Source organism: Prauserella alba, from assembly GCF_024171735.1.
Lineage (GTDB): Bacteria > Actinomycetota > Actinomycetes > Mycobacteriales > Pseudonocardiaceae > Prauserella > Prauserella alba.
Window position 1 is genome coordinate 1,591,627 of the sequence record NZ_JAMTCH010000003.1, and the last position, 24,415, is coordinate 1,616,041.

24 protein-coding genes are annotated in these 24,415 nt (G+C 70.1%); 20 read left to right on the top strand and 4 right to left on the bottom strand.

Annotated elements, in window-relative coordinates; all coding sequences use genetic code 11:
• Positions 1–34: 34 nt before the first annotated feature.
• A complete protein-coding gene (locus LY12_RS07300; protein ID WP_253854214.1) occupies positions 35–856 on the top strand; it encodes a tRNA (adenine-N1)-methyltransferase in 822 nt (273 codons plus the stop codon).
• 102 nt (positions 857–958) lie between these two features.
• On the opposite strand, the gene LY12_RS07305 is transcribed toward LY12_RS07300, so the two are convergent.
• A complete protein-coding gene (locus LY12_RS07305) occupies positions 959–1,762 on the bottom strand; it encodes a hypothetical protein (RefSeq protein WP_253854216.1) in 804 nt (267 codons plus the stop codon).
• Positions 1,763–2,393: 631 nt separating this feature from the next.
• On the opposite strand from LY12_RS07305, the gene arc reads away from it, so the two are divergent.
• The 4 genes from arc (at position 2,394) to LY12_RS07325 (ending at position 6,482) form a co-directional block, all read left to right on the top strand.
• Entirely contained in the window at positions 2,394–4,208 is a 1,815-nt protein-coding gene (arc, locus tag LY12_RS07310; RefSeq protein WP_253854218.1) for a proteasome ATPase, read from the top strand.
• Positions 4,209–4,370: 162 nt separating this feature from the next.
• Complete coding sequence (locus LY12_RS07315) at positions 4,371–4,760, top strand: hypothetical protein (RefSeq protein WP_253854220.1); 390 nt, start codon at positions 4,371–4,373, stop codon at positions 4,758–4,760.
• 60 nt (positions 4,761–4,820) lie between these two features.
• A complete protein-coding gene (locus LY12_RS07320; RefSeq protein WP_253854222.1) occupies positions 4,821–5,759 on the top strand; it encodes an aldo/keto reductase in 939 nt (312 codons plus the stop codon).
• A gap of 48 nt (positions 5,760–5,807) precedes the next feature.
• A complete protein-coding gene (locus LY12_RS07325; RefSeq protein ID WP_253854224.1) occupies positions 5,808–6,482 on the top strand; it encodes a hypothetical protein in 675 nt (224 codons plus the stop codon).
• Between the two features lie 8 nt (positions 6,483–6,490).
• Here LY12_RS07325 and LY12_RS07330 read toward each other — a convergent pair whose 3' ends face one another.
• Entirely contained in the window at positions 6,491–7,000 is a 510-nt protein-coding gene (locus LY12_RS07330) for an NUDIX domain-containing protein (RefSeq protein ID WP_253854226.1), read from the bottom strand.
• 38 nt (positions 7,001–7,038) lie between these two features.
• On the opposite strand from LY12_RS07330, the gene dop reads away from it, so the two are divergent.
• The 4 genes from dop to prcA all read left to right on the top strand — a co-directional run bounded on the left by dop (position 7,039) and on the right by prcA (position 10,674).
• Positions 7,039–8,541, top strand: coding sequence for a depupylase/deamidase Dop (dop, locus tag LY12_RS07335; protein ID WP_253854228.1), 1,503 nt, complete (start codon positions 7,039–7,041; stop codon positions 8,539–8,541).
• 95 nt (positions 8,542–8,636) lie between these two features.
• Entirely contained in the window at positions 8,637–8,831 is a 195-nt protein-coding gene (locus tag LY12_RS07340) for a ubiquitin-like protein Pup (RefSeq protein ID WP_183787437.1), read from the top strand.
• A gap of 79 nt (positions 8,832–8,910) precedes the next feature.
• Complete coding sequence (gene prcB / locus LY12_RS07345) at positions 8,911–9,771, top strand: proteasome subunit beta (RefSeq protein WP_253854230.1); 861 nt, start codon at positions 8,911–8,913, stop codon at positions 9,769–9,771.
• Between the two features lie 99 nt (positions 9,772–9,870).
• Complete coding sequence (prcA, locus tag LY12_RS07350) at positions 9,871–10,674, top strand: proteasome subunit alpha (RefSeq protein ID WP_253854232.1); 804 nt, start codon at positions 9,871–9,873, stop codon at positions 10,672–10,674.
• A gap of 64 nt (positions 10,675–10,738) precedes the next feature.
• Here the strand turns inward: prcA and LY12_RS07355 are convergent, their stop codons facing one another.
• Positions 10,739–12,241: a bifunctional phosphatase PAP2/diacylglycerol kinase family protein gene (locus LY12_RS07355; RefSeq protein ID WP_253854234.1), complete on the bottom strand. Its 1,503-nt coding sequence runs from the start codon at positions 12,239–12,241 to the stop codon at positions 10,739–10,741.
• Positions 12,242–12,342: 101 nt separating this feature from the next.
• Here LY12_RS07355 and pafA point away from each other — a divergent pair, with 101 nt between their 5' ends.
• From pafA to LY12_RS07390, 7 genes are all read left to right on the top strand, one after another.
• Complete coding sequence (pafA, locus tag LY12_RS07360; protein ID WP_253854236.1) at positions 12,343–13,701, top strand: Pup--protein ligase; 1,359 nt, start codon at positions 12,343–12,345, stop codon at positions 13,699–13,701.
• Positions 13,702–13,782: 81 nt separating this feature from the next.
• A complete protein-coding gene (locus LY12_RS07365; protein ID WP_253854237.1) occupies positions 13,783–14,766 on the top strand; it encodes a helix-turn-helix transcriptional regulator in 984 nt (327 codons plus the stop codon).
• Positions 14,763–15,743 carry a helix-turn-helix transcriptional regulator gene (locus LY12_RS07370; protein ID WP_253854238.1) on the top strand — a complete coding sequence of 327 codons (981 nt, stop codon included), beginning with the start codon at positions 14,763–14,765 and terminating at the stop codon, positions 15,741–15,743. Before LY12_RS07365 ends, LY12_RS07370 begins: the two co-directional genes overlap by 4 nt.
• A 4-nt stretch (positions 15,744–15,747) precedes the next feature.
• The gene (locus LY12_RS07375; protein ID WP_253854239.1) at positions 15,748–16,011 is read left to right on the top strand and encodes a hypothetical protein; all 264 of its coding nucleotides are present in this window, start codon (positions 15,748–15,750) and stop codon (positions 16,009–16,011) included.
• Positions 16,012–16,025: 14 nt separating this feature from the next.
• Complete coding sequence (tatA, locus tag LY12_RS07380) at positions 16,026–16,397, top strand: Sec-independent protein translocase subunit TatA (RefSeq protein ID WP_253854240.1); 372 nt, start codon at positions 16,026–16,028, stop codon at positions 16,395–16,397.
• 32 nt (positions 16,398–16,429) lie between these two features.
• A complete protein-coding gene (gene tatC, locus LY12_RS07385) occupies positions 16,430–17,386 on the top strand; it encodes a twin-arginine translocase subunit TatC (protein ID WP_253854241.1) in 957 nt (318 codons plus the stop codon).
• Complete coding sequence (locus LY12_RS07390) at positions 17,383–18,288, top strand: diacylglycerol/lipid kinase family protein (RefSeq protein ID WP_253854242.1); 906 nt, start codon at positions 17,383–17,385, stop codon at positions 18,286–18,288. Before tatC ends, LY12_RS07390 begins: the two co-directional genes overlap by 4 nt.
• On the opposite strand, the gene LY12_RS07395 is transcribed toward LY12_RS07390, so the two are convergent.
• Positions 18,251–18,664 carry an MmcQ/YjbR family DNA-binding protein gene (locus tag LY12_RS07395; RefSeq protein ID WP_253854244.1) on the bottom strand — a complete coding sequence of 138 codons (414 nt, stop codon included), beginning with the start codon at positions 18,662–18,664 and terminating at the stop codon, positions 18,251–18,253. The two genes, LY12_RS07390 and LY12_RS07395, sit on opposite strands and share 38 nt — an antisense overlap.
• A 126-nt stretch (positions 18,665–18,790) precedes the next feature.
• Between LY12_RS07395 and LY12_RS07400 the strand changes: the two genes are divergently transcribed.
• From LY12_RS07400 to LY12_RS07415, 4 genes are all read left to right on the top strand, one after another.
• On the top strand, positions 18,791–21,649 hold the full coding sequence (locus tag LY12_RS07400; protein ID WP_253854246.1) for a DEAD/DEAH box helicase: 2,859 nt from the start codon (positions 18,791–18,793) through the stop codon (positions 21,647–21,649).
• Positions 21,650–21,817: 168 nt separating this feature from the next.
• Positions 21,818–22,627, top strand: a complete 810-nt coding sequence (locus LY12_RS07405) for a DUF4333 domain-containing protein (RefSeq protein ID WP_253854248.1) — start codon at positions 21,818–21,820, stop codon at positions 22,625–22,627.
• A gap of 73 nt (positions 22,628–22,700) precedes the next feature.
• The gene (locus LY12_RS07410) at positions 22,701–23,903 is read left to right on the top strand and encodes a GNAT family N-acetyltransferase (RefSeq protein WP_253854250.1); all 1,203 of its coding nucleotides are present in this window, start codon (positions 22,701–22,703) and stop codon (positions 23,901–23,903) included.
• Positions 23,904–23,934: 31 nt separating this feature from the next.
• On the top strand, positions 23,935–24,351 hold the full coding sequence (locus tag LY12_RS07415) for a DUF4333 domain-containing protein (RefSeq protein ID WP_253854252.1): 417 nt from the start codon (positions 23,935–23,937) through the stop codon (positions 24,349–24,351).
• The last annotated feature ends 64 nt before the right edge of the window (positions 24,352–24,415 follow it).

Sequence of the window (24,415 nt, forward strand, 5' to 3'; positions counted from 1 at the left end):
GGCGTGCCGCAGCGGGTGTGAGATTGGGAGTTTCGTGAGCGCAGGACCGTTCCGTGTCGGGGATCGTGTGCAATTGACCGACCCGAAGGGACGGCACTACACGATCGTGCTCGCGGCGGGCGAGCAGTACCACACCCATCGCGGCGCGCTCGCTCACGACGACATCATCGGTAAGCCCGAGGCGTCCGTCATCACGTCCGCCGGCGGCACGAGTTATCTCGCGGTACGGCCGCTGCTGTCGGACTACGTCCTGTCGATGCCGCGCGGCGCCCAGGTCATCTACCCGAAGGACGCCGCCCAGATCGTGATGTGGGGCGACGTCTTCCCTGGGGCGCGGGTTCTGGAGGCCGGTGCGGGCTCCGGAGCGTTGACCTGTTCACTCCTGCGGGCCGTCGGGGCCGACGGCAGCGTGACGTCCTACGAGGTCAGGGACGATCACGCCGAGCACGCCGAGCGCAACGTCGAGCGATTCTTCGGGCACCGGCCCGAGAACTGGGAGCTGCACCGCGGTGATCTCGCCGAGCACGAGGGCGAGGTCGACCGGGTGATCCTCGACATGCTGTCGCCCTGGGACGTGCTGCCGACGGTGCACCGGAATCTCATCCCCGGCGGCGTGCTGGTGGTGTACGTGGCCACGACGACGCAGCTGTCGGCCGTCACCGAGGCGCTGCGCGAACAGCAGTGCTGGACCGAACCGCAGGCGTGGGAGACCGTGCTGCGGCCGTGGCACGTCGTCGGCCTCGCGGTGCGGCCGGAACACCGGATGGTCGCGCACACCGCGTTCCTGCTGACGACCCGTCGGCTGGCCGACGGGGTCACCCCGCCCCGGCAGCAGCGCAGGCCCAGCCGGGGCTGAGCGGGCCGGCGCCGGGGAGGCACCGGCCCGGCGCCGGGCGTGCCGGTGGTGGTGTCTGCACCGGACCGCCGGTACCGCTCCGACGCTCGCTCGGACGTCGCGTCAGGACGTGACCTGGTCGCCGAGGTAGCACCAGGCGCCGCCCTCGTTCTTGAGCACGATGAAGTAGTCGCGGTTCTGCGTGGCGTTCTTGGCGGGAACCTTCGCCGCGTCGCCACTGACCTGCGCGGAACCGGCGATCTCGATCTGCACGCCGTCGGGGATCGGCGGTACGTCCTGCGGCTTGCTCAGGCAGATCGTCTCGGAAACGGCCTGCCGGTCACCGGCGTTGAATCCGGCCACGATGACCTGCGCGGTCGCCTCGGGGGTGGTCTTGGCGCCGGGAGCGCGCTCACCGGACTGCGCGCTCTCGCTGGTCTCGGTCTCCGGAGAGGTCTCCGAGCCGGACGACGTCGGCTCACCCGACTGACTCGTCGCCGGCGAGGCGTTGTTGTTGCCGTCGGCCGACTGTTCCTCGTCGTCGAGGAGGAAACCGGGGGCGACCCATGCGGTGAACGCGAACACGCCCGCGAGGAGGACGACGGCTCCTGCCGAGATCCCGGCGATGAGGCCGGTCTTCTTCTTGGGCGGTTCACCACCGGGGCCGCCTGGACCGCCGGGGTGGGCGCCGTAGGGCTGCTGGCCGAACTGCTGGCCCCCGTACGGTTGCTGGCCGAACTGCTGTTGGCCGTAGGGGTCCTGTTGGCCGTAGGGACCGGGCTGGGGCGGCTGTTGCCCGTAGTGCTGCGGTCCGGGCTGCCCGTAGGGACCGGGTTGCTGCCCGTACGGATCGGGCTGCTGGCCGTAGGGGCCCGGCTGCTGGCCGTACGGATCCGGCTGACCGGGCTGCTGTGGCGGATAGGTCATGCGGGTCCCCTTACCATCGGCGCGAACTGTGGTCCCCTCGGTGGAACCAGATCGTATCCGCGTGCGTTCCGGCCACTCATCCACCCGTGTACCACCGTCGGTCACGTCGGCGTCGGCGGTGACGTCGGCGGCACCGAGCAGGTCGGACATGACCGTCGTGTTCCGCGGCGGTTGCGCGCGTCCCGCCGTGGCCGGTCGGGGGAGGCGACCGGTGCGGGCCGTGGGGGTTGTGACCCGTGGTGTCGCGGGCCGGGCGGGGCGGTGCGGCGGGGTGCTACGGGATGCCCGCGGCGCCGGTCCGGGGGCGCTGTGGCGGGTTCGTGCGTGCGGTGAGCTGCGGCGACGCGGGCCGCCCACGTCGCGGCGCATGTCGATCAGGGCGTGCGTGCCGGTGGCGGGTGGTCGAGTTGTCCGGTCCACATCGGCGGGTACCGCGGGATCGCGACGCGCGCGGGCGACCGCGGCCGTTCGGTGGAAAATGCGCAGTGCGGCGGAGTTCTGCATCCCTGCGCGGAGCTGTGGGTAGTCGGTCGTGCCCGCGCGACGCACCGATTCCGTAACGTGCCGAAGGCTTTTCTTGTCGGTGATCGCCGGTACCGTGGAAGCAAATGCATTCCGAGGAGGTGCCGAAATGCAACACGACCTTCCCGGTGGTCGGCACGAGGAGGCCGACTCTTCAGAACCGAACGGAGCGACCAGCGCGGGGTCTCCCGCGGAAACCCCGGCCGGCGACGAGGCCAGCCAGATCCGGCAGCTGGAGGAGGAAGTCGCCCTGCTGCGCCGGAAGCTGACCGACTCGCCGCGGCAGAATCGCGTCCTCGAACAACGACTCGCCGAGGCGACCGAGCGCGTCGATCAGCTCACCGAGCGGAACGAGAAGCTCGTCGAGACGTTGCGTGAGGCCCGGAGCCAGCTGCTGACGCTCCGCGAGGAGGTCGACCGGCTCGCGCAGCCGCCGAGCGGGTACGGCGTCTTCGTCGAGGCCTACGAGGACAGCACGGTGGACGTGTTCACGTCCGGCAGGAAGATGCGCGTCGCCGTGTCGCCGAACGTCGAGGCCGAATCGTTGCAACGCGGGCAGACCCTGCGGTTGAACGAGGCACTGACGGTCGTCGAGAGCGGAGGTTTCGAGCGCACCGGTGAGGTGTGCACGTTGCGTGAGGTGCTTTCCCCGGAGGCCGAGGGCGGCAGCGCCCGCGGCCTGATCGTCGGGCACGCCGACGAGGAACGTGTCGTGTGGCTCTCGGATCCGCTCGCGGCGGAGGAGTTGAAGTCCGGGGACTCGGTCCTGGTCGACTCCAAAGCCGGGTACGCCTACGAGCGGGTTCCCAAGGCCGAAGTCGAGGACCTGGTGCTGGAGGAGGTGCCGGACGTCGCGTACGAGGACATCGGCGGCCTCTTCGGGCAGATCGAGCAGATCCGGGACGCCGTCGAGCTCCCGTTCCTGCACGCCGATCTGTTCCGGCAGTACCAGCTGCAGCCACCGAAGGGTGTCCTGCTGTACGGCCCGCCCGGATGCGGTAAGACGCTGATCGCCAAGGCGGTGGCGAACTCGCTGGCCAAGAAGGTGTCCGGCGACGCCGCCGACGCGAAGTCGTACTTCCTCAACGTCAAGGGCCCCGAGCTGCTGAACAAGTTCGTCGGCGAGACCGAGCGGCACATCCGGATGATCTTCCAGCGCGCTCGGGAGAAGGCGTCCGAGGGCACGCCCGTCATCGTGTTCTTCGACGAGATGGAGTCGATCTTCCGCACCCGTGGCAGCGGGGTGTCGTCGGACGTCGAGACGACGATCGTGCCGCAGCTGCTGGCGGAGATCGACGGTGTCGAAGGGCTCGAGAACGTCATCGTCATCGGCGCCTCCAACCGCGAGGACATGATCGACCCGGCGATCCTGCGTCCGGGCAGGCTCGACGTGAAGATCAAGATCGAGCGGCCGGACGCCGAGGGTGCGAAGGACATCTTCTCGAAGTACCTGACGGCGGACCTGCCCATCCACTCCGACGATCTTCTCGAGTTCGCGGGAGACTCGCAGGCCACCTTGGATGCGATGATCCAGCACACCGTCGAGCGGATGTACGAGGAGTCCGACGAGAACAGGTTCCTGGAGGTGACCTACGCCAACGGGGACAAGGAGGTGCTCTACTTCCGCGACTTCAACTCGGGTGCCATGATCCAGAACATCGTGGACCGCGCGAAGAAGGCCGCGATCAAGTCGGTGCTGGAGACCGACCAGTCGGGTCTCCGGGTGCAGCACCTGCTGGACGCGATCGTGGACGAGTTCGCGGAGAACGAGGACCTGCCGAACACGACCAACCCGGACGACTGGGCCCGGATCTCCGGCAAGAAGGGCGAGCGGATCGTCTACATCCGCACGCTCGTCACCGGCAAGAATCAGGACTCCGGCAGGGTGATCGACACGGCGACCAACACCGGCCAGTACCTGTGACGACCTCGGTGCGGTGACAGTCACGGCGCCGAGCCGACTACAGCGCTGTGATGTCCACGGCGCTGGCACGGGCGATCGAGTGGCCCGCCCCGGCGAGTTCGGGGCGGGCCACTCGCGTGTCGCACGCCATGACGGCGTATAACGTCCTATACAATGCGGCCCATGAGTGATGACGTTTCTTCCAGCGAACAGTCGGACGCGTTGGCTGACGCAGGGGAGCGGCGTACCGCCGCGCCCGTCACGGCGGCGGCGGTACTCGCGTGGCTCGAGGAGACGGCGGAGGCGGTCGCAGTGGGGGAGTTGGAGGCCGAGGAATTGATCGCGCTGCTCGGGGAGTTGCGGCAGGCATCGACGGCGTGTGCGAACGCCTCCGACTGGACGTTGTTGGCTGCCCGTGAGGCGGGCGCCAGCCTGCGGCAGATAGCACCGGTGTTCGGCAAGGGGTATGTCCGCGCGCCTGCGGCGCGGCTCGAGAAGTTGCATCGCGAGGTGCTGTCGGCCGACCAGTTCCTCGAGCTGATGCGACGGCGCGCAACCGAGCCAACTGTATAACGGCCTATACGGCGGGGCATTAAGCGGCCACCCTGAGCCCGGCCAGCTACCGTGCCCATCATGAACAACATCGCACGGACGGCGGTAGGTCTCGCTTCGCTGGGACGGCCCGCGTACATCAACCTCGGCCGCAGCTCCGAACTGCCCGCGGAACGCACCGTCGAGGCGATGCGCGACGCGACGTTCGCCCTGCTCGACCGCGCATACGAGGCCGGAGTTCGCCGCGTGGACGTCGCGCGCTCGTACGGCAGGGCCGAGGAGTTCCTCGCCGCGTGGCTGGCCGCCAGGGGGTACGCCGACGTCACGGTGTCCAGTAAGTGGGGATACGCCTACGTCGGCGACTGGCGGACCGACGCCGACGTGCACGAGGTCAAGGAACACTCACTCGCGCGGTTCCGGCAACAGTGGGCCGAGACGCGCGACACGCTGCCCGCCGCGCCCGCGCTGTACCAGGTGCATTCGCTGACGCCCGACAGTGCGCTGTTCGCCGATCAGGGACTGCAGGCGGCACTCGCCGAACTCGTCGACGCGGGCGTGCGGGTCGGGTTCTCGACCTCCGGTCCCGCTCAGGCCGACACGATCCGACGGGCACTGGAGCTGACCGTGGACGGCAGGCGGCTGTTCACGGCCGTGCAGTCGACGTGGAACGTGCTCGAATCGTCGGCCGGGCTGGCGCTCGCCGAGGCGTACCGGGCGGGCGTGCTGGTGCAGCTGAAGGAGACGCTGGCCAACGGCGTGCTGGCCGTCGACCCGCCGGAGGTCGTCGCCGGCATCGCGCGGGCCCACGGAACCACCCCGGACGCGGTGGCGCTCGCAGCTGCGTACGCGGAGGAATGGGCCGACGTCGTGCTGGTCGGCCCGGCCGGCGTGGCGCAGCTCGACACGAACCTGGCGGCCGCCGATCTGCAGCTGACAGGCGATGACCTGGAGAACCTCGCCGAGCTGCGCGAGAACCCGCACGAATACTGGGCCCGCCGGTCGCAGCTCGTGTGGGAGTGACTACTGTCGCGAGCGCCCAGTGAGCGAGTCGGAGAGGACGAGACACAGGTGCGACGCGCACGAACGACCACCATGGCCGGTCTGCCCGTGGCGATCACGCTGCTGACGGTCGTGGCCGGTTGCGCCGACCGCGAGAACGACCTGGACACGTACTACGACGACCGGCAGGCCACGGGTGAGCGCTCCGACGACGCCGCGGCGGCGCCGCCGTCCGACGGCGGCTCCCGAAGTGCGCCGTCGCAGCGGCGGGACGGGCCTGCGGGTACCGGGCCCGCGCAACCCGCAGGGCAGGGCGTTCTACTCACCGCCGAGGACGTCGCGGAGGAAGGCGTCGTGCCGATCGCGCCGTCGACCGCGGGTGCGGATCCCGCCGCGCCGACGTGTCTCGCGACGATCGCCCAGCAGTCCGGTGCCGCGGAGGTTCAGGAGCGTGCGTGGCGCTACCCGACGGGTTCGACGCTGCACCATCTCGTGACGCGCTACGAGGACCGATCCGCCGCCGACGTGCTTGCGGGGCAGGTCGCGTGCGGCGGCGAAGAGCTCCCTGTCAGCGGCGCACCCGAGGGTGTCGAGACGAACGCGTGGTGCCAGGTGGCGACCTGCACCGTCGTCATCGCGGCCGAGGACACGCTGTCGACGGTCGAGGTGCGGGCGGCCGACCAGGGCAGTGCGACGGAGGCCGTGCACCGCCTCGCGCCGCTCGCCGTCGGCAAGTACGCCTGAGCGGCCCGTCAGGCGTAGCGGCGGAACCATTCGAGGGCGCCGAGGCGGCCGTCGGGCACGAACGTGCCGTCGTCGTCGGCGAGCCGCCGCCGCAGCAGCGGCAGCGGCGTCCACCAGCCGTCGGCCACCTCCTCGGGCTGGTGCACCACGGGGCCGTCCCAGTGCACCTCGTACGTGAAGTTGTGGCAGCGTACGGAGCCGGCGGTGAACGGCCACACGAACAGGGGGCGCGGCGTCACGCCGCGGATGCCGAGCTCCTCGGCGAGCTCGCGTGCCGCGCACTCGTCCGGCGATTCCCCCGCGGCGACGACACCGCCGGCCCAGCAGTCGAGTGCCGACGGGTAGACGTCCTTGGTCGCGGTCCGCCGGTGGACGTAGACGGACCCGCCGTCGCCTGAAAGGACCAGTACGACGGCGGCGGCGTGCCACAGCCCGCGACTGCGCATGTCGGCCCTGGTCGTCGCGCCGACGGCGCGTGCGTGTGCGTCGTAGATCGCAACGAGCTCGTCACCGCCCATGAGGTGATCGTGGCACGAGGCGCCCGTAGGGTGGTGGCATGCGGCGGATCATGGGAACCGAGGTGGAATACGGGATCGCGGTCCCGGGCGATGCCACCGCCAACCCGGTGCTGACTTCCACTCAGGTCGTGCTGGCCTATGCGGCGGCGGCCGACATTCCGCGTGCCCGGCGCGCGCGCTGGGACTACGAGGTCGAGTCACCGTTGCGGGATGCGCGGGGCTTCGATCTCACCGGCCCCAGCCAGCCCACGCAGGACAACGACGTCGAAGACCTCGGCGCGGCCAACGTGATCCTCACCAACGGCGCGCGGCTGTACGTCGACCACGCCCACCCGGAGTACTCGGCTCCGGAGGTGACCAATCCACGGGACGCCGTGGTGTGGGACAAGGCGGGCGAGCGGGTCATGGAGCAGGCGGCGATGCGTGCCGCCACCGTGCCCGGCCAGCCGCAACTGCAGCTGTACAAGAACAACGTGGACGGCAAGGGCGCCTCGTACGGCACGCACGAGAACTACCTGATGGACAGGGCGACCCCGTTCACGTCCGTCATCACGGGGCTGACGCCGTTCTTCGTGTCGCGTCAGGTGGTCACCGGTTCCGGCCGGGTGGGTATCGGCCCGCAGGGTGAGGAGCCGGGGTTCCAGCTGTCCCAGCGTTCGGACTACGTCGAGGTCGAGGTCGGGCTGGAGACCACGCTCAAGCGCGGCATCATCAACACGCGTGACGAACCGCATGCCGATGCGGACAAGTACCGCAGGCTGCACGTCATCATCGGCGACGCGAACCTGGCCGAGTACTCGACGTACCTGAAAGTGGGCACGACCGCGCTGGTGCTCGACATGATCGAGGCGGGGGTGCGGTTCGACGACCTCAAACTCGACGAGCCGGTGCGCGCGGTGCACGAGATCAGTCACGATCCGTCACTGAAGACGACCGTGGACGTCGCGGGTGGTCGTAAGTACACCGGGCTCGACCTGCAGTTCGCCTACCACGAGCTGGCGTCGGCGCACGTCGAGCGGACCGGTGGGGACGAGCAGTCCAAGGAGGTGCTGCGGGTGTGGGGCGAGGTGCTCGACACGCTCGCGAACGACCCCATGGACGCGGCCGACCGGCTGGACTGGCCCGCCAAGCTGCGGCTGGTCGAGGCCTATCGCGAACGTGACCAGCTCGGCTGGGCTGCGCCGCGGTTGCACCTGGTCGACCTCCAGTACTCGGATGTGCGCCTCGACAAGGGCCTGTACAACCGTCTGGTGACGCGTGGGTCGATGAAGCGCATGGTCGGCGAGGACGAGGTGCAGCGGGCGGTCACGACGCCGCCTGAGGACACGCGGGCCTACTTCCGTGGTCGCACGCTGGAGAAGTACGCCAGTTCGATCGCGGCGGCGTCGTGGGACTCGGTCATCTTCGACGTGGGCAGGGATTCGCTGGTGCGGATTCCGACGCTGGAGCCGCTGCGGGGAACGAAGGCGCACGTCGGTGCCCTGCTGGACCGGGCGGAGACGGCGGAGGAACTGGTCGAGGCACTGACCGGATCGGAGTAGGAGAAGATCACCACTCCGACAACGATCGTCCCGAATCGCCCTTCCTCTGGGTAGGCTGGGCGCAGAAGGCTCATCGGTCACACCGGGAGGCGGCAATGGCTCAGGAGAAGGTCGAGAAGCACGGCGGCGGCGACTCCGAGGACGAGGCCGAAGGCGCAGCCCCGGCCGGTCAGGAACGTCGTGAACAGATGGGCGAGGACGTCGACACGATCCTCGACGAGATCGACGACGTCCTCGAGGAGAACGCCGAGGACTTCGTGCGGGCCTACGTGCAGAAGGGCGGCGAGTGACGCAGGCGCTCGCGTGACCTAGGCTCGCTGATCAACATTTCGGTACTGTCCCTTTCGTCGATGGGAACTACGAGCACGCATGGAACAGATTCCGCGCAACTCGGGCTTTGCGCTGCCCTCCGCCTACCTGTCGTCGACGACGTCGTCCTTCGCCGATTTCCTGCGCGCCGAGGCGCCGGATCTGCTGCCGAGCAAGCGGTCCGCGGGCATGGGCACCTCGGGCGGTGACCTCGACGCGCCGCACGGCACGACGATCGTGGCCTCGACGTTCAACGGCGGGGTGCTGATCGCGGGCGATCGGCGCGCGACGAGCGGCAACCTCATTGCGACCCGTGACATGGACAAGGTCTACGTCACCGATGCCTATTCGGCCGTGGGGATCGCGGGCACGGCGGGTATCGCTCTTGAGCTCGTCCGGCTGTACACGGTGGAGCTGGCGCACTACGAGAAGATCGAGGGTGTGTCGCTCTCGCTCGACGGCAAGTCGAACAAGCTGGCGACCATGGTGCGCGGCAATCTCGACGCCGCGATGGCGGGGCTCGCGGTGGTCCCGCTGTTCGTCGGTTACGACATCGAGGCGTCCGATCCCAAGCGGGCGGGGCGCATCGTGTCGTTCGATGTCACGGGCGGCCGGTACGAGGAGAACGCGGGTTTCCACGCGATCGGTTCCGGGTCGGTGTTCGCGAAGTCGGCGATGAAGAAGCTCTACGACCCCGACGCCGATCAGGACGGCGCGGTGCGGGCGGCGATCGAGTCGCTCTACGACGCCGCCGACGACGACACGGCGACCGGTGGACCGGACATCGCGCGGAAGATCTATCCGAGCGTCGTCACGATCACCGCGGAGCACGGTGCCGTGCAGTTGCCCACGGAGGAGACCTCGGCCGTCGCGGAGGCCGTCGTCGCCGACCGCGCGGCCCAGCAGGACTGGCGCAGCTGATCCGTGTGCCGGGCCCGACGTGGCCCGGCACACGGCTCGGTCGCGCCCGGTTCGCCATCCGTCAGCTTCCCATCCCCGAACAGAGCGGAGCCAACGCAAGTGTCGATGCCGCTGTACGCCTCGCCCGAACAGTTGATGCGGGAGCGTTCCGAACTCGCGCGGAAGGGTATTGCCCGCGGTCGGAGCGTCGTGGTGCTCAAATACCGGGGCGGAGTCCTGTTCGTGGCGGAGAATCCGTCGCCGACGCTGCACAAGGTGTCGGAGATCTACGACCGCATCGGGTTCGCCGCGGTTGGCCGCTACAGCGAGTTCGAGAGCCTGCGCCGGGGCGGTATCCGGCACGTGGATCTGCAGGGCTACCAGTACGACCGGCGTGACGTCAGTGCGCGGGCGCTGGCGAACGTCTACGCCCAGACGCTGAGCACGATCTTCACCGAGCAGCTCAAGCCGTACGAGGTGGAGATCTGTGTCGCCCAGGTCGGGGCGAACGCCGACGCGGACGAGCTGTACCGCTTGACCTACGACGGGTCGATCGTCGACGAGCCGCAGTTCGTGGTGATGGGCGGCCAGACGGATGCGATCAACACGAAGCTGAAGGAGACCTTCTCCGACGGGATGGAGCTGTCCGACGCGGTGCGGGTCGCGGCGGAGGCGTTCCGCCCGTCCGCCTCGTCCGGCAGCGGGACGAACGGCGGCAGCTCGTCGAGTTCGGCGCAGGAGGGCGAGCCGAGCAAGTTGGAGGTCGCGGTGCTGGAGCGGGAGCGGCCGGGGCGGAAGTTCCGCCGTATCACCGGCGCCGCGCTCGATGCGCTGTTGCCCGCTCGCACGGAGGCGGCCGACAGCAGCGATTCGGGTTCCGAAGGTGACGGGAACCCCGAAGGTGACGGGAAGTCCGACGGTTGACCGGTTTCGCGGGTTCGGCGGTGGCACCGGGTCGCGCCGGTGCTGCCGGGCCCGTGGCCGCCGGTCATCGACGGTAGATCGTCAGCGCGCTGGGCCGCGATCGGAAGCGGAATTGGCGGCCGAGCGGGCCGATTTCGCCGTCGGTGGCGAGCCTGCGGTGGCCGTCGAGTAGTTCGACGTCGAGCGCCGGCAGGTCGCGCTGGCGGTAGACGTGGCTGGCGTGGAGTGTCTTCGTGACGGCCGAGAGCACGAAGCGCGCTCGCGAGTAGGGGACGTCGGCGCGCAGGTAGCGCACGTCGAGCAGTCCGGTGTCGAGTGCGGGCCTGCGGTTGGGCCAGAATCCCTTGGGCGCGTAGGTGCCGTTGCCCACGAACACGAGCCACACGAGGGCCTGCTTGCCGTTCAGGCGCACCGGGAACGGTTTCGCGCGGCGGAGGACGCGGACCGTCGCGAGGACGGCGGACGGCCATTTGGGATGCCGCTGTTCGATTTTTTCGCGTAACCGCACCATTTCCGGGTAGCCGCCGAGGCCGGCGGTGTTGACGAACCACCGCCGGTGCGCGCCGCTCGGTCCGTGCACGGACACCTCGCCGAGGTCGATGCCGACCGCCGAGCCGTGTTCGGTGGCGACGTCGGCGTCGGGCATGGAGCGCACGCCGACGTCGCGGGCGAAGTGGTTGAGCGTGCCCGCGGGGATGAGGGCGAGTGGCAGGCCGGTGTCGGCGGCGACCGAGGCGACGGCGGCCACGGTGCCGTCACCGCCCGCCACGCCGAGCGCGCGGACGGGGTGGCCGTGGTCGGTTCGGCGGGCGATCTCGGCCGTGATCTGGCTGCGGAGGTCGTGTTCGGGGGTGGGGTAGAGCAGGTCGGCCTTCGGCCATGCGAAACGGACCTCGGCGGTCGGGTCGTCGGCGGGGTCGCCGGAGGCGGGGTTGACGACGGCGAGCATGTCCTCCCCGTCGACCATCAGGGGTGCGTCGGCGCGGTGGGCGGTGCGGCCGGGCCGGTCGTCGTGTACGGGCCACCAGTGGCGGGTGGCGAACGAGGCGGCGATGCCGAGTGCGGCGCCGGCGCCGACGTCGGTGGGCCAGTGGACCCCGGTGTGGACGCGGGAGTAGGCGACGGTCGCGCCGAGCGGCAGCAGCGCCAGGCCTGCGGCGGGCGATTCCTGGAACGTGCCGGTGATGAACGCGGCCGCCGAGGCGGCGTGGCCGGAGGGGAACGAGGACGACTCGGGCCGGCGGGCCAGCCTGCGATGGTGCGGGACGGCGGTGGCCGCGGGGCGGCGCCGTGGCAGGAGTTCCTTGGCGACGAAGCTGGCGCTCAGGCTTGCGAAGGCGACACTGCCGATGCCGCGGAGTGCGGCTCGCCGGGATGCGCCGCCCCGAGCTGCGAGGAGACCTGCGACGACCCACCACAGGAGCGCCTTGTCCGCCGACCGGGTGATCATGGTCAGCGCGGTGTCGGCGCGGGTGCGCGGTAGGGCTGCGCTGCGGGCCATCAGCCTGCGGTCGGGGCGGCCGACGCGCTGAAGTGCGGCGACGCGGCGGAGCAGCGGCGGTGTCATGGCCGATATGCTGCCGTACGGCACTGGGGGCCGGGGGTGGAGTCCGAGGAGGCCGCGATTTCGTTCCCCAGTTCCGGGCGCTGACCGCCTACGCTTGAGGGATGCAGCGGCGGATCTTTGGGATCGAAACCGAGTTCGGAGTGACCTGCACGTTCCACGGGCAGCGCAGGCTCTCGCCCGACGAGGTGGCGCGGTATCTGTTCCGGCGTGTCGTGTCGTGGGGCCGGTCGTCGAACGTCTTCCTGTCCAACGGTTCACGGCTCTACCTCGACGTGGGTTCGCATCCGGAGTATGCGACCGCCGAGTGCGACGACCTGACCCAGCTGGTCACGCACGACAAGGCGGGGGAGCGGATCCTCGAGGATCTGCTGGTCGATGCCGAACGCCGGCTCGCCGACGAGGGCATCGGCGGCGACATCTTCCTGTTCAAGAACAACACCGATTCGGCGGGCAACTCGTACGGTTGTCACGAGAACTACCTGGTCACGCGCGCGGGCGAGTTCTCGCGGATCGCGGACGTGCTGTTGCCGTTCCTGGTGACGCGGCAGCTGATCTGCGGCGCGGGCAAGGTGCTGCAGACGCCGAGGGGTGCGGTGTACTGCCTGTCGCAGCGGGCGGAGCACATTTGGGAGGGCGTGTCGAGCGCGACGACGCGGTCCCGGCCGATCATCAACACGCGCGACGAGCCGCACGCCGACGCCGAGCGGTACCGCAGGCTGCACGTGATCGTCGGGGATTCCAACATGGCGGAGCCGACGACGTTGCTGAAGGTCGGCACGGCGCACCTGGTGCTGGAGATGATCGAGCAGGGTGTGCAGTTCCGGGACTTCAGCCTGGACAACCCGATCCGTGCGATTCGCGAGATCAGCCACGACATGACCGGCCGCAGGCAGGTGCGACTGGCCGGGGGTCGGGAGGCCTCGGCGCTGGAGATCCAGCGGGAGTACTACGCGCGGGCGGTGCAGCACGTCGAGGCGACCGACGCGAGTCCCCTGATGCGCCGGGTGGTGGACCTGTGGGGCCGCGCGCTCGATGCGATCGAGCAGCAGGACTTCTCCCTCGTCGACACGGAGATCGACTGGGCGATCAAACACCGGTTCGTCGAGCGGTATCGGGCCAAGCACAACCTCGACCTGTCGGATCCCCGGGTCGCGCAGTTGGACCTGGCCTATCACGACATCCGGCGTGGCCGCGGCGTCTTCGACCTGCTGCAGCGCAAGGGGCTGGTGCAGCGGGTGACCGACGACGGAGAGATCGAGGCAGCCAAGGACACGCCGCCGCAGTCGACGCGGGCGAAGTTGCGCGGCGACTTCATCGCCGCGGCGCAGCAGGCGGGCCGTGACTTCACCGTCGACTGGGTGCATCTGAAGCTGAACGACCAGGCGCAGCGGACGGTGTTGTGCAAGGACCCGTTCCGGGCCGTCGACGAACGCGTCGACAGGCTGATCAACTCGCTCTAGCCGTGCCGGTCGCGTGGCGTGCGGGGCGCGCAGGGGGAGACCTCCCGGACGTGCGAAGCCGGGGGAGCTAGGGTTGGTGAGGTGTCAACCGCCCGTGCAGAACGCCTGGTCAACCTGGTGCTGGCGCTGCTGTCCACCCGGCAGTACCTGCCGGCCGAGCGCATTCGGGGCATCGTGCCCGGCTACGCCGATGCGGCGAGCACCGAGGCGTTCTTACGCATGTTCGAACGTGACAAGGCCGAGTTGCGTGAGCTGGGTATCCCGCTGGAGACCGGCACCCATTCGGCGTTCGACCCCGAGGGGTACCGGATCGCGCGCCGTGACTACGAGCTCGGCGACATCGACCTCGCGCCCGACGAGGCGACCGCGGTGGCGCTCGCGGCGCGGCTGTGGGACTCGCCGGACCTGACCGGGCAGGCCCACGGCGCTCTGGTGAAGCTGCGCGCCGCCGGTGTCGAGGTGGACGACCGGGCACACGCCATGGTCGAACCGCGGGTGCACACCGAACCCGCGTTCGCGCCGCTGCTGGCGGCGGTGCAGGCAGGCCGGACGGTGCGGTTCGACTACCGGCGGTCCGACTCGCCCGAGCGGCGTACGCGCACGCTCGAACCGTGGGGCGTGGTGTCGTGGCGCGGGCGCTGGTACGTCGTCGGCCACGACCGGGACCGCGCCGCCCCGCGCTGTTTCCGGCTCTCACGTATCAGCGGCGAGGTCGTGACGACGGGGGAGCGGGCAGCCGTACGCAGGCCCGAGGACGTCAACCTGCTCGACTTCGTGGTGGGCACGTCCGTCAGTGACGACGGCTCCCCGGCCACGACGGCCCGGCTGTGGCTCGCCGAAGGCAGGGCCGCCGGGATCCGCAGGCACGCGCGAGTGCTGGAACGCCGCACGGTCGACGGCCAGGACGGCGACGTCGTCGAGCTCGAGCTGCACTACCCGGAGGGTGCCGCGGACTGGATCGCCGGCCACGGCCCCGACGTGGCCGTACTGGCGCCCGACGTGCTGGCCAAGGCCGTGGTGGACCGGCTCGAACGGGTCGCCGCCGCCGGTGGAGGGATGCGATGAGCGCGGCCACGGACCGGATGCCGAGGCTGCTGGCTCTCGTGCCGTATCTGCTGGCCCGGCCGGGGATCAGGATCGACCAGGCGGCCCAGGACTTCGACGTCACGCCGAAACAGCTGCGCAAGGACCTCCAGTTGCTGTGGTTGTGCGGCCTGCCGGGGTACGGCCCCGGCGATCTGATCGACCTGTCGTTCGACGGCGACACCGTGTCGGTGACGTTCGACGCGGGGATGCGCAGGCCGCTGCGGCTCACCGGTGGTGAGGCGAGTGCACTGGTCATCGCGCTGAAGGCGCTCGCGGAGACGCCCGGTGTCGTCGACACCGACGCCGTCGGCCGTGCGATCGCGAAGATCGAGGAGGCGGCGGGTGCCGCCGAGCCCGCGGGAGTGGTCGTCGGCAACGGTGTCCGCGAACACGAGGCGACGGCGCGCACGCGGGAAACCGTCCGGGAGGCGCTGCAGCTCGGCCGTGCCGTGCGGATGCGGTACTACGCGGCGTCCAACGACCGGGTCACCGAGCGCACGGTCGACCCGATGCGGCTGCTCATCGTGCAGGCACACAGCTACCTGGAGGGCTGGTGCCGCCGTGCCGAGGACGTGCGACTGTTCCGGCTCGACCGCATCGACGAACTGGACGTGCTCGACGAACCGGCGGCGCCGCCGCCCCACGCGCGGCACGCCGACGTCTCCGACGGCGTGTTCTCCGCCCACGAGAGCTACCCGGAGGCCGACCTGGTGCTCGAACCCGACGCACGGTGGGTCGCCGAGTACTACCCGTGTGAGGAGCTGGCCGAACTCGACGGCGGCCGGTTGCGGGTCCGGATGCGCTATGGCGACGAGTCGTGGATGGTCAGGCTCGTCCTCGGGCTCGGCGGTCGCGCGACGGTGGAACGGCCCGGTGAACTCGCGGTGGCCGTGCAGCGCCGTGCCGCCGCCGGGTTGGCACGAGCACGTCACCTGTCGATCACCGGCTCACAGTAGGCTGGTGGACGTGTTCTACGTGCTGAGTGCCGCCGTCGCCGTGGCCGGGCTCATCGTGCTCGTCCTCGCAGTGCTCCGATCGGCGAGCGCGGCGAGGAGACTCGGCCGCGCCGCCGAGGTCGTGCGGTCGGACGTGGAATCCCGCCTGGGCATGCTCCGCGCCCGCGCGGCCGCGGTCGGCGTCGCCGTTCGCGACCTTCGTACCCGCCGTGCCCGAATCGGTTCGGAATCGCCGTCCGAGCCAGTACGATCGGGTCTGAACGAATAGGGAGGCCACCCAATATGAACGCCCTTCAGCCGTGGCACTTGATCATCCTCGTGCTCGTCGTCGTGGTGCTGTTCGGCGCCAAGCGCCTGCCGGACGCGGCCCGCTCGATCGGCAAGTCCATGAAGGTCTTCAAGGCCGAGACCAAGGATATGCGCGGAGACCAGTCGGAGCAGGACTCCGACGAGTCCACCTCGACCGACTCCACGAAGACGTCCACCACGACGGCGGACGCCAGGCAGATCCCGGCCACGACGGTCAAGGCCGACGCCGAGATCACCGATGCCAAGTCGGCGGACCCGACCGGTGACCAGGTGGAGCAGCTGCAGCGCCAGCTCGACGAGCTCAAGCAGCAGCAATCCGCCGAGCAGGCACAGAGGAACGGCTGACCGCACCGCAAGGATCGAGAACGGACGCTTTCGTGGGAGACACCTCCGCACAGCGCGAGGGCCGGGGCGGTAAACGGAAGGCTCGAAATCGTCGGCACAACCCCGACGGCACGATGTCGCTCGTCGAGCACATCTACGAGTTCCGCCGCCGGCTCGGCTACGCACTGCTCGCCCTGGTCGCGGGCGGGATCATCGGCTTTTTGTGGTTCGGTCACAGCATCGGCCCGATCCCGACGCTCGGTGACCTGGTCACCGAGCCCTACTGCGCCATCCCGCAGGAACAGCGCTACCCCAAGGGCGGGGACTGTCAGCTGTTGCAGACGGTGCCGTTCGAAGCGTTCATGATCCAGATGAAGGTCGGTCTCAGCGCCGGGGCCGTCCTGCTCTCGCCGCTGTGGCTGTACCAGCTGTGGGCGTTCATCGCGCCCGGGCTGTACTCCAAGGAACGCAAGTACGCGATGACGTTCGTCGGGATCGCGTCGCTGCTGTTCACGGGCGGCGCGCTGCTGGCCTACTTCATGGCCCCGCACGCACTGGAGATCCTCACGACCTTCGGTGCCGGCGAGTTCGCCACCTGGTTCACCGGTGACAAGTACATCTCGTTCGTGCTGTCGCTGCTGCTCATCTTCGGTGTGAGCTTCGAGCTGCCGCTGCTCATCATCATGCTCAACCGGGTCGGCGTCGTGCGCTACGAGACGTTGAAGCGGTGGCGCCGCGGCATCATCATGATCATGTTCGTGTTCGCGGCGTTCGTGACGCCCGCGGATCCGTTCTCGATGATCGGTCTCGCGGGCGCGCTGTGCATCCTGTTCGAGGTGTCGCTCCAGATCACGCGTTTCCACGACCGCAGACTCGACCGGAAACGCGGTGTCGAGGGCTGGGACGAGCTGGCCGACGACGAGCCTGCCCCGTTCGAGTACACCCCGAGCACCGTGGACGATGACGACGCCGACGGCCGCCGGCGCGGCGGCACCGACGACATCACGTGACCGGCGGTCCTCGCGTCGCGCTGGCCTTCCACCCCGGATCCGGTAGGGGAGCCGCCGCGCGGCTGGCCGGGGCCGTCGCCTCACGGCTGCGGCCCCACGTCGCGCGGCTCGAGGTGATCGACGCCGACACCGTCGAGGGCGCGCGGCGGCGGCTGGAGACGGCCCGCGAAGCCGGCCTCGACGCGCTGGTCGTCGTCGGCGGCGACGGCGCGGCCCATCAAGCCGTGCAGTTCTGTGCCGGCACGCCCGTCGCACTCGGTCTCGTACCCTCGGGCACCGGCAACGACCTCGCCCGAGCCCTCGACGTGCCCGGCGACCCCGCCGCGGCCGTGGATGCGCTCGTCCACGCCCTGCACACCGGCCACCGGCGCAGGCTCGACCTCGGCAGAGCCGACGACACGTGGTTCGGTACCGTGCTGTGCAGCGGTTTCGACGCCGCCGTCAACGACAGGGCCAACCGGCTCCGCTGGCCCCGCGGTCCACGCCGCTACGACGTCGCGATCGCCGCGGAGATCGCGTCCTTCCGGGCCGGCGACATCCGGGTCACCACCGACGGCGAGGTGCGCACCCTGCCGGCGATGCTCGTTGCCGTCGGCAACACACCCTGGTACGGCGCGGGCATCCCGGTGTGTCCCGGCGCCGACCCCGACGACGGATTGCTCGACGTGACCGTCGTCGGCAAGGTGGGTTACCGCGAACTGGCGCGGGTGCTGCCGCGACTGCGCTCCGGCAGGCACGTCGAGCACCCTGCCGTCACGACACTGCGGGCACGGACCGTCGAGCTGGCCCACGCCGGCACGGCCGGTGGGGCCTGCTGGCCGGTGTTCGCCGACGGCGATCCGCTGGACACGCTGCCGGTGTCGATCAGCTGCGTCCCGCAGGCCCTGACGGTCCTCGCCTGACGTTCTCCTCGGCGAGCGTCCTCCACCCGAGCCGCTCCCGCATCTCCCGCGGCAGCTTGGCGACGACGAGGTCGTAGGAGTCCTCGACGAGGTCGAGGATCAGTTGCTCGGGAAGTGACCCGTCGTCGAGCACCACCGTGTTCCAGTGCCGCTTGTTCATGTGCCACCCGGGCGTGATCGCCGGATACGAGGCCCGCAGCTGCAGCGCGAGCTCCGGATCGCACTTGAGATTCACGCTGAGCGGCCTGCGCCCGAGTGCCGACAACGCGAACATCTTCCCGCTCACTTTGAACACGCTCAGGTGCTCGTCGAACGGGAACTCCTCGCCGGCGCCCGTCAGCGCCAGACACGCCGCCTTCAGCCGCTCCGGGGTCATGAACGCCACCGTAGCGCCACCCACCGACAGTTCCGGGCGGGGTGCACGCCGAGCCGGTGGGGCCCGCTGTATCCGCGTGCGGAGCGCCTCATGCGCGCGGCGGCGCCGATGTGAAACCCTGACGTTGTGGAATCATCCGCCTCTCCCAGCCCGGCCGAGGCGTACGCCGCAGCCCGCCGGCGCAGCGACCACCCGCAGCTGGCCCGGTTCGCGGCCGATCTGGCCTTCGACTTCGACGACTTCCAGCTACGGGGGTGCGAGGCACTCGAGAACGGGCACGGCGTGCTGGTGTGCGCGCCCACGGGTGCCGGCAAGACCGTCGTCGGCGAGTTCGCCGTGCACCTCGCGCTGGCCGAGGGCCGGAAGTGCTTCTACACGACACCCATCAAGGCGTTGTCGAACCAGAAGTACGCCGACCTGGTGCAGCGGTACGGCTCCGATGCCGTGGGGCTGCTGACCGGCGACACCTCCGTCAACGGCAACGCGCAGGTCGTCGTCATGACCACCGAGGTCCTGCGCAACATGCTGTACGCGGGTTCGGCCGCCCTCGACGAGCTGGGCTACGTCGTCATGGACGAGGTGCACTACCTCGCGGACCGGTTCCGCGGCGCGGTGTGGGAAGAGGTCATCCTGCACCTGCCCGAGTACGTCCGCGTGGTCGGCCTGTCGGCGACGGTCAGCAATGCCGAGGAGTTCGGCGAGTGGCTCGTGACCGTTCGCGGCGACACGGCCGTGGTGGTGGACGAGCACCGGCCCGTGCCGCTGTGGCAGCACATGATGGTCGGCAACCGGCTCATGGACCTGTTCGTCGGCGAGGAACACGGCGACGAACCGAAGATCAACCGGCAGTTGTTGCGCCGCGTCGAAGAGGTCGCGCGGATGCACGCTCCCGCGGCGTTCGGCGGTGGGCGGGGCAAGCGCGGCCGTGACCGGGGCAAACCGCGCATGCCGCGGTTCCGGCCGCCCTCGCGGGTCGACGTCATCGACCGGCTCGACCGCGCCGGCCTGCTGCCCGCGATCACGTTCATCTTCTCGCGCGCCGGGTGCGACGCCGCCGTCGGCCAGTGTGTGCACGCCGGGGTGCGGCTCAACAACCCCGAAGAGGTCGCCCAGGTGCGGCGCATCGTCGACGAGCGCACCGCCGACCTGCCCGAGTCCGACCTGGCCGTACTGGGCTACTGGGAATGGCGGGAAGGCCTCGAGCACGGCGTGGCCGCACACCACGCCGGATTGCTCCCCGCGTTCAAGGAGACCGTCGAGGAGCTGTTCGTCCGCGGCCTGGTCAAGGTCGTGTTCGCCACCGAAACCCTCGCGCTGGGCATCAACATGCCCGCACGTACCGTCGTGCTGGAACGGCTGGTCAAGTACAACGGCGAGGCGCACGTCGACCTCACGCCCGGCGAGTACACCCAGCTGACCGGCCGGGCCGGCCGCCGCGGCATCGACGTCGAGGGGCATGCCGTGGTGCTGTGGCAGCCCGGTGTCGACCCCCGCCACGTGGGCGGGCTGGCCTCGACCCGGACCTACCCGCTCAAGTCGTCGTTCCGGCCCGGCTACAACATGGCCATCAACCTGGTGGGACAGTTCGGCGCCGAATCGGCCAGGGAGCTGCTGGAACAATCGTTCGCGCAGTTCCAGGCGGACCGTGCCGTCGTCGGCACCGCCAAGCGGATCGAACGCAACAAGGAGGCGCTCGCCGGCTACGCCGAAGCCGTGTCCGGTGACTTCGACGAGCTGTTGTCGTACGTCGAGCTGCGCAAGAAGATCTCCGACCGGGAGAAGTACCTCGCCAAGCAGAACAGCCAGCACCGGCGTGCCGAAGCAGCGCGATCACTGGAGAAGCTGCGCAAGGGCGACGTCATCCTCGTCCCGTCCGGTCGCAGGTCCGGCCTGGCCGTGGTGATCGATCCGGGTGTCGACCCGTTGCACGAACCGCGACCGGTCGTCGTGACCGAGGACCGGTGGTCGGGAACCCTGTCGGCAGCCGACTTCCCGTCCGCCGTCGAACCGCTCGGGCGCGTCAAGCTGCCCAAGCACGTCGAGCTGCGGTCGCCGAAGGTGCGGCGCGACATCGCCTCGTCCCTGCGGAACACGGGCATCGAGAAGCCGTCCGCGCAGCGCAAACGAACCGGCGCGAACGAAGACGCGGAACTGGCGGAGCTGCGGCAGCAGCTGCGCCGGCACCCCGCTCACGGGCTGGCGGACCGCGAAGCCAGCCTGCGCTGGGTCGAGCGCTATCAGCGGTTGCAGGCCGAGACTCAACAGCTCGAACGCAAGGTCGCGGCGACCACGCACTCGCTGGCCCGTTCGTTCGACCGGATCTGCGCACTGCTGACCGAACGCGGCTACCTCGAACGCGGCTACTCCGAACGCGATGGATCCACCGGTAACACCGATGCCGGAGACACCGACGCCGAGGACATCGACACCGGGGGCCCTGACACCGGGGGCACCGGTTCCGACCGGGTGACCGAGGACGGCATGCTGCTGGCCCGGATCTACAGCGAATCCGATCTGCTGGCGGCCGAGTGCGTGCGCAGGCACGTCTGGCACGGCCTGTCGGCGCCGGAGCTGGCCGCGGTCGTGTCGTCACTGGTCTACGAGGCGCGGCGGGACGCGATGGCCGAGCCGAAGCTGCCCCAGGGTGCCGTGTCGAAGGCGTGGCAGGAGACGGTGACGATCTGGAGCGAGCTGACCGAGGACGAACGCAGGCACCGGCTCGACCGCACCCGTGAACCGGACGCCGGTTTCGCCTGGCCGGTGTACCGGTGGGCGCGCGGCGAGTCGCTCGAACGCGTCCTCACGACGTCCGAGGCGAACGGGCAGGAACTCACGGCCGGTGACTTCGTCCGCTGGGCTCGCCAGGTGATCGACCTGCTCGACCAGCTGCGGGTCGTGCTCGGCAAGGAGCACCCGGTCGGCGGAGCCGCGACGAAGGCGGTGCGGGCGCTGCGCCGCGGTGTCGTCGCCGCGGGCGAAGTGTGAGGCCGCCACGGTCGAGGCCCGGTCGGGACCCGGTGCACGGCGTGTGACCTTCACGCACCCGTCGCACGACGTTGTGGTTGGATCACACGCGACGCATGGACGAGAAATGCCCGGGACGGGTCGCGCAGGTGACGTGGCGGCCGGGTGGTGATTGGCGGAGGCAGGACCATGAGCACGCCGTACGGAGGCAACGACCCGCAGCAGTGGGGCCAGCAACCGCCTCCGGGTCCGCCGTCCGGCGGTTTCCCGGGCCAGCCGGGTTACGGCCAGTACCCCGGCCAGCAACCGCCCCCGCAACCCGGTCAGCCAGGCTATCCGCAGCAGCCGGTCCAGCCCGGTTACCCGGGCCAGCCTGGTCAGCAGCCGGGCTACGGCCAGCCCCAGGGGTATCCGCCGGGCCAGACCCCGCCGCCCGGACATCCGATGCCGCCGCAGCAGCCCGGGTACCCGCAGCAGCCTGGTCAGCCGGGGCAGCCTGGGCAGTTCACCCAACCCGGACAGCCGCCGCAGTCCGGAGGTCACGGGACCGCGTCGTACACCCAGCCCGGCCAGCAACCCGGTCAGTTCACCCAGCCGGGCCAGACCCCGCCGCCGGGGCAGCCGTACGGCCCACCACCCGGTATGGGTGCAGCGGGCCCGGCCCCGCAGAAGTCGAAGAACAACTCCGGTACGGGCATGTGGATTGGACTGGGTGCAGTGGTAGCTGTCGTGGCCGCGGCGGCGGTCGTGCTGTTCTGGATCCCGGGTTTTCTCACCCAGACGGTCTTCGACGCCGAGGCCATGAACCAGGACGTGCAGCGCGTGCTCACCGACAACTACGGTGTCGAAGGCGTCCAGAGCGTGTCGTGCCCGGAGGACCAGCCGGTCACCGTCGACGAGACGTTCACCTGTGACGTGAACGTCGAAGGCGAGACGCGACAGGTCACGATCACGGTCAAGAGCGAGGACGCCCGCTACCAGGTCGGCAGGCTGGAGTAGCCGCCGGTGGCACGGCTTCGTCACACCGGAATCCGGTGGCGGGGCGGTCGTGCCGTCGGAAATGATCGGTGCCATGACCGATCACGAAGTCCGGACCCTGGCCGACGACGAGCTGCGCGCCTCGCAGGAGCTGTTCCGCGCCACGCTGCACGCCAAACCGATCACCGACGACGAGTGGCCGCGGTTGCGGGCCGCCCTGCAGTCGGCGCGCAGCCTCGGGGTTCACGAGGTCGATTCCGGTGCGCTGATCGGGACCGCACGGTCGTTCGACTCGGCGATCACGCTGCCCGGCGGGGGCGACGTCGCGCTCGGTGCGGTCACGAGCGTCGGCGTGCGCGCCGACCGTACCCGTCGCGGCGTGCTGACCGAGCTCATGCATGCCCAGCTGCGCGAGTTCGCCGACCGTGGGCTGGTCGCGGCCGGATTGCACGCCTCGGAATCGGCGATCTACGGCCGGTTCGGCTACGGCATCGCCACCTGGGCGCGTGACTACACAGTGGACGTCCGCAGGGCGAAGCTCCGGCAGGACGCGCCAGCTGGCGGACGCGTGAACATCGAGAACCTCGATTCCGCGATGGAACGGTGGGCGGCGGCGTATCCGGCGATGGCGACGCGGCCGGGCATGCTGGCCCGTCCGGACGAGTGGTGGGCCGGACTGCGCAGCCATCTTGGCAGGGAGGAGGGCCCGGTCACCGCCGTGACGCACGAGGGCGCAGGCGGTGTCGACGGGTTCGCCGTCTACTCCGTGGACCGGCCCCGTCCCGGTTCGGCGACGTTGAACCTGATCGAGCTGCAGGCGGCCGGGCCGGAGGCGTTCGCAGGACTCTGGCGCTACCTGCTGTCGGTCGACCTGATCGGCGAGATCACCGCCTCGGCGCGTCCCCTCGACGAACCGCTCGAACTGCTGCTCACCGACCCTCGCGCCGTGTCGACCACTGCGCAGTTCGACGACCTGTGGCTGCGGATCGTCGACGTGGCGGCGGCACTGGCCGCGCGCACCTACGAGGGCGAGCCCGTCGTCATCGAGGTGACCGACCCGGTGTTTCCCGGCAACGAGGGCCGTTACGACCTCGGGCCCGACGGTGCGGTACGCACCGATCGTCCGGCGGAGCTGCACCTCTCGGTGGACACGCTCGCGACGGTCGTCCTCGGGGCGTGGCGGCCGTCGCAACTGGTCGACACCGGACGTGTCCGCGAGGTCACGCCTGGTGCCGCGCTGCGGGCGGACCGGCTGTTCTCGACCCCGGCGCCGCCGTGGTGCGGTACGTTCTTCTAGCCACAACAGATCAACACCGAGTGAGGGGCTCGTGGGGAGACGTCCGCTTGCGGTACTCGCGGGAATCGTGTGCCTGGGCTGGCTGACGGCATGCAACCAGCCGTTGGGCGACGAGGAGCCGGCCCCGGGGACCGGCGCGGCCGCCGAGACCACCTCCGCCTCCACGACGGCAGGCACGGACGACGGTGCCACCGGCTCATCGCCCGTGCCGAGTCCGACCGAGACGGTGCGGTTCTTCGACGTCGAGCGGATGAACGCCGACGTGCGGCGTGTGGTGACCGAGGACTACGGCCTGGAGCGGGTACGGGAGGTGTCCTGCCCGCGCAACGAGCCGGTCGAGGTCGGCGCGTCGTTCACCTGCTACGTCGAGCTGCCCGGCGGTGAGCGCACGGTCTCGATCACCGTCGAGACCGAGAAGGGCCGCTACCGGATCGGCGTCCCGGAATAGCGGGCTCCGCATGTCGGCTGCGGAGCAGCGTGCGCAGAGCCGGAGTAGCGTGCGCAGGGCCGGA